This is a genomic window from Candidatus Albibeggiatoa sp. nov. BB20 (assembly GCA_016744725.1).
Lineage (GTDB): Bacteria > Pseudomonadota > Gammaproteobacteria > Beggiatoales > Beggiatoaceae > Albibeggiatoa.
Window position 1 is genome coordinate 1 of sequence record JADGDW010000215.1, and the last position, 5,945, is coordinate 5,945.

Here is a 5,945-nt window from a genome sequence, read left to right on the forward strand (position 1 = left end):
CGATTGGCTTGGTCAAATAATCGCTTGCCCCTGCTTCAATGCACTTATTCTTATCCCCTTTCATCGCTTTTGCTGTGAGCGCAATAATTGGGAGTTTTTTGAATTTCTGCATCTCTCGAATTTTGCGCATCGCCTCATAACCATCCATCTCAGGCATCATAATATCCATTAATATAATATCGATATCAGGATTCAGTTCCAACAAACTTAACGCCTCAACACCATCATGAGCAATAACGATTTGCATCTCTTTATGTTGCAGAAATGTTTGCAAGGCAAAAGTATTACGTACATCATCATCCACCAATAATATTTTTTTGTTAATCAGCGTATTTTTCTTGTTTTTAAGCCGCTTGGCTTCACCTTCAGCAACTGTTTTTTCAAAGCAAAGTTTGGCCTGTTCCGCCAATGATTCAAAGGAGAAAATAAAGTCTATTTTTAAGTTGGGATATTGAATGGTTTGTTGTGCTGAACTAGGTAACTCTAAAGAGCTGTATATGATAGTTGGAATTTTTGATAGTTGCTCATCTTGGGTCAAATAATCAAACAACTTGATTTCATCAATTGAAATACTGTCTAAATCCAACATGATACAGTAGCAAGCATTTTTCTTAAGCTGTGTAACCGCGTGATCTTGATGGGCAATGATAATAAATTCCACCTCTTGACAATGATCAAAGTATTGGTTTAATTGCTCTGCCCATTGAGGATTATCTGTAATTAATAAAATGGGTTTGGCGTTTTCAATATCGCTAACAGGTAATATCGTATTGCTTGTTATTAAATCAACAATATGTTCTGGTTCTTTGGTTGTGACATTCGCATCAGGTATCACTGGCGGTAAATAAAACGTGAATGTTGACCCCTGATTTTTGGCACTATCTATCGTAATATCTCCTCCTAACAAACGTGCCAATTGACGGGAAATAGATAAACCTAAACCCGTACCACCATATTTGCGACTGGTTGAACCATCTGCTTGTTGAAATGCCTCAAAAATCACTTGGAATTTCTCTTTAGCAATCCCAATACCTGAATCAACCACTTGGATACTAACGTAAGGCTTATTATCTTTGAAAAAATCGGTTTGTTGATAATCAACAATAAGCTTAATGCCACCTTGATGGGTGAACTTAAACGCATTGGATAATAAATTATTCAACACTTGCTTCACTCGAAGTACGCCAGAATAGATTGTTTCAGGTACGCGCGAACTGATTTCAATGTCAAAATTAATCGATTTTTTCGTAGCAACCGCTCTAAATTTGCTATCAATGGATTTGTTGATTAATTCACGTAATGAGAAATTTTCTGGCTGAATTTCAACTTTGCCAGATTCCACTTTGGATAAGTCTAAAATTTCGTTAATTAAATCCAGCAAATCCGCGCCCGCACTGTAAATTGTTTGCATATAATCTGCTTGTTCTTCAGTTAAGTTCCCTTCTTCATTTTCCGCTAAAATTTGTGACAAAATCATAATAGCATTCAATGGGGTACGTAACTCATGGGACATATTAGCCAAAAATTCTGATTTATATTTGCCCGACACTTCCAACTCATGTGCTTTGCGCTCAATTTCTATTTGAGTCACTTTTAACACATCATTTTTCTTACGGATTTCATCTTTTTGCTGTTCTAAATCTTCGGTGCGTAATTCAAGCTGCTCATTGGCTTCACGCAATTCTTCCTGTTGGCTTTGTAATTCTTCTGATTGGGCTTGTAGCTCTTCGTTAACTCTTTGTAATTCCTGTTGTTGACTAAGCATTTGATGTGATTGTTCTTCAAGCTCTCGGGTTTGCTGTTGGCTGTTGTTTAACAATGATTCCATTTGAGTACGAGATTCGGCTGTATTGACTGAAATACCCAAAGCAGGCATGACTTGATTTAAGAAATTTAAATGCTGATGGGTAAATTCACCTAAAGTAGCAAATTCAACAACGCCTTTTAATTGGCCTTCATATAAAAAAGGTGAGACTAAAATAGATGCTGGGGGCAACTCTCCTAAACCTGAACTGATACGCACGTAGTCAGAATTAACATCTGTTAACACAATCATTTTACGTTCGTAAGCGGCTTGTCCCACTAAACCTTCTGTTAGATGAATTTTGTTATTGATTTGTTTGCGCCACACATAAGCATGGGATGCAATCATTTTCAAATAACCATCTTCATTATCTTCTGGGCTGTATAAATAAAATGCACCCACCTGTGCACCAACATAAGGAGTCAAAAAATTAATTACATTTTCGCCTAGCATGGCAACACTTTGCTCACCACTGACTTTCTCATTTAAATTATTTAAACCTGTTTTTAGCCAATCTTGTTGTGCTTGTTCATCACGCATTTCACGTAGACGGTCAACCATTGCGGTTAAAGATTTACCTAAAATATCTTGCTCTGATAATACGGTAATATTAACGTCTAAATTACCTTCTGCGATATTTTCAGCAGTATTGGCTGTATCACGAATATTGTTCTGCATTTTACGAATAGAATCAGATAATTGCCCGATTTCACCTTTATCAGATAATTGAATTTCCGCACTTAAATTACCATTCGAAATATCTGTAATCAGTTTAATTATTTTCAGAATTGGTTTAGAAATACTACGTCCGACTAAAACGGCAGCTAATCCAGTGACCAGTGTGAGAGAAAGAATCAACAAAACTAAAAAATTACGCAACGAGTATATGGGTGCAGCAATATCTTTGATCGGTGCTAAACCAATAATGCTCCAATCCAAAGCATGATTAATCCCAAACTCTTCCATATCAGCAAAACCTGCGACCACGTGGTCATTATCGGCATCAATATACAGTGCACTACCATCTTCACCTTGATTGCTGAATGATTCGAGCAAATCAGGCTTATTTTTTAAATCTTTAAACGGTTTGAGTAATTGTGAATTTTTATCAGGTGTCACCACAACTAAGCCATCATTATCCACGATATAAACGGATTTATTACCGATAATACTGTTATCAAAGTGAACCACAATTTTTTCAACTGCTTTCAAATCCAGTTCAATGATGAGCACTTTAATCACATTAATATTTGAGTCATCAGTAATCGGTGTCATCAAAATAACTTTAAGACCTGTATCAAATTTAAGTGCATTACTCACCAGTACATCGCCCTGATTTGCAGTCAAACTGCGTTTAAATAATTCAGTAACTTCCTCTAAATTAAGAGTTTGAATATGTTTTGATATTTTATTTTTATCCAAAGCTGCAGCAATAAATTCTCCTGAAGGCAAAACCACGTAAATATCATGTAATAAATTATTTTCGACTTGGACTTCTTCTAAATATTGATTGATTTTGGCGGTATTGTCATCCTCCAGCAAATCTGCCTGCGATAACATTTTAATATCAGTAATACGTTGATAAAAAAACTGGTCAATACTATGCCCAGCTTGAATGGCTTGAGCAGTTAAATTCTGTTGAATATTAGTGATTAAAGCTTCGGTGAATAGAGAAGAAGCAACGAAATAAACAATAATCAATGGAATAAGGGCTAATAGCAATGCCATTGAAATAATTTTTGCCGATAAACTGGTTAATTTAAACATTTGAACTGATCCATATACTGTGGCTTTATCCGCTATTAAGCAAAATTCTTACCTTACATAAGGTATTTTAAAATTAACGTAATGCTTGTTTTGAGGATAATTTTCATTATCGATAATGATGTTAAATTCTATCATGTTTTGAACTTAATTATGAAAAACAATTCATCATAAATAAAATGTATCATCATGACAAATAAAGATTTATTAGACTAAACCATCTGTTTTATTCAAGTCTATATGGTTTAGGAATAGCGTTGGATAAAGATTGGAATTGAGAAAAAATGGGGCGTAATATATTTTTGGTAGTCTTAGACACTGCTGGAAAGCCTGTTTAGCAGGTTTCAAGAAATAGGTATAGAGCTAGAAATATATTTAGGTGATTTGATAGGTATGCGATGAGGATTATTTAGCAGAATTACGGCTAAACCCAAAAAACTCACACTTGATGTCTTTGAAAATCGAAATGAAGGTTTTTGTCAAAAAATGCAAGAGTATTGGATGAATTTTTACTTATAATTTGTCATTTTAGATAACACCTAAACAGTATGAAGACCTTACTTGCAGCATATGATTCATATTCCTATACTTATAGTGGCAGTGGGCATCATTCACAGAATTTTCCATAAGTCACCATTATGTAATACCCGTTTTGATAAAAAAATATTCTATTTTGATAATGATTCTTGTTTGTATTATTACAATATATTAGTTTTTAGTTTGTCTACAATTTTTATTTACATTGGAAAATCTGCCTCTAAAACTGTTGAAAATCATATTGGAGCTGTTTGGTATTTTATTTATAGTCACTTTATTTTAAAGTGATACAGGACTGGCAGTCCTTATTTTTAAAAGCAATTGATATTTAAAGAATTTCAGGACTGCCAGTCCTCGCACTTAAGATAGAATTGACTATATCATTACAACTAAAAACTTTATCCCGACCCTAAAAAAATAATATATGATTAACTGCATTATGGCACTACCTTTTTTTGTAGCTGGTGGTTGCTTAGTTGGTTTCTTTCGTTATTTAGCACCAATGATTGAGAATACTCCCTAATATAGAGTAGGCTAGTAATATAAAATATTATCAAAGTGTTTTTTGAGCAACAAGAATTAAATGCTAAATATCATTTGGCTATATTAATTTTAACTTTGATTGAAATCTGAGCAATACTCAACAAGCGATGACCCATTAATTTATATTTATCATGCTACAAAAAATTGCGCCAACTATTAATTCTAAAAAATCACACGATCTTCATCAACCTGATAATCTTTTATTAAAGATGCTTTCTTGACTCAGCAGGCTCTAATACACCACATATAACTTACATTAAAGGATTGATTTATGAAGATATTTAACTATTTGATGTTGCTTTTATTGCTTACGTCTTGTACAGGAAAATCTCATCATCAAACACCTATTAATATTGCAATGGAAGCCGCTTGGATTGGCTATATCCACGTCATTGTTGCCCAAGAAAATGGTTTTTTTGTCAAACATGGTGTAAATGTAAATTTAATAGGAGCTTTGGATAGTTTAGAAACCATTGAACTTTATAAAACCAGACAAGCCGATGGTTTATTCGATGTATTTCCTGATAGCATTATTTTGAATGCAGAAGGCTATCCAACTCAAGTGGTTATGGTAGTTGACTCTTCTTTTTCTGCTGATGGTATCGTAGCCAAACCTGAAATTAAAAGTTTACAAGATTTAGCTGGCAAAACTGTTTCTTTTGAAGAATTAAATAGTTTTTCACATCTGTTTGTGATGAAATTATTAGAAAAAGCAGGATTAGAAGAAGGCCAATTTAAGGCTATGACGATTGCGGGTTCTGAGGCGCTGAATGCTCTAAATCAGGGACATGTAGATGCGGCTTATACCTATGAGCCCACATTGAGCCAAGCTCTCAAATCAGGTTATCGGTTTTTGGCTAAGGCTGAAGATATGCCTGGTATGATTACAGACATCTTGGCATTTCGGGATACCGTTGTGCAACAACATCCCAATGAAATTAAAAAAATTATTGCAGCAATTTTAGATGCTAGAGACTATGTTCAGCAAAATCCACAAGAAAGCCTAGCCATTTTTGCACAATATAACCAAGTAAATGCAGAAGAATTTATAGTAGGATTTGAGGGTTTACATTTTCCTGACTTAGAAGAAAACTATTTGGCTTTACAATCTGACGGTCTATTGTTTCAAAGTGGATTAGATATTATTGATTTTTACCATACCAAAGGACAAATAATACAATCACCTGATTTAGAAGTAGTGATTAATAAGCAGTTTATCCAGCTATTATCGAAAAAATAATTTACTGTTGTGATATGTTATTAATAGCCATGATTTCATAGTTTAATAGTCTGGTAT

The 5,945-nt window shown here is 34.0% G+C and carries 2 protein-coding genes; one reads left to right on the forward strand and one right to left on the reverse strand.

The window, feature by feature from the left end; genetic code table 11:
• The coding region (locus tag ABXH34_RS17225; protein ID WP_353573121.1) for a response regulator at window positions 1–3,571 on the reverse strand (3,571 nt) is incomplete at its 3' end.
• A gap of 1,348 nt (window positions 3,572–4,919) precedes the next feature.
• Here ABXH34_RS17225 and ABXH34_RS17230 point away from each other — a divergent pair.
• Window positions 4,920–5,888 (forward strand): ABC transporter substrate-binding protein, encoded by a 969-nt coding sequence (locus tag ABXH34_RS17230; RefSeq protein ID WP_353573122.1) that lies wholly within the window; start codon window positions 4,920–4,922, stop codon window positions 5,886–5,888.
• Window positions 5,889–5,945 lie beyond the last annotated feature (57 nt).

What these genes read in the sequence shown, in the direction of transcription:
- ABXH34_RS17230 (WP_353573122.1), top strand. Translation starts at nt 4,920, where the DNA reads ATGAAGATATTTAACTATTTGATGTTGCTTTTATTGCTTACGTCTTGT.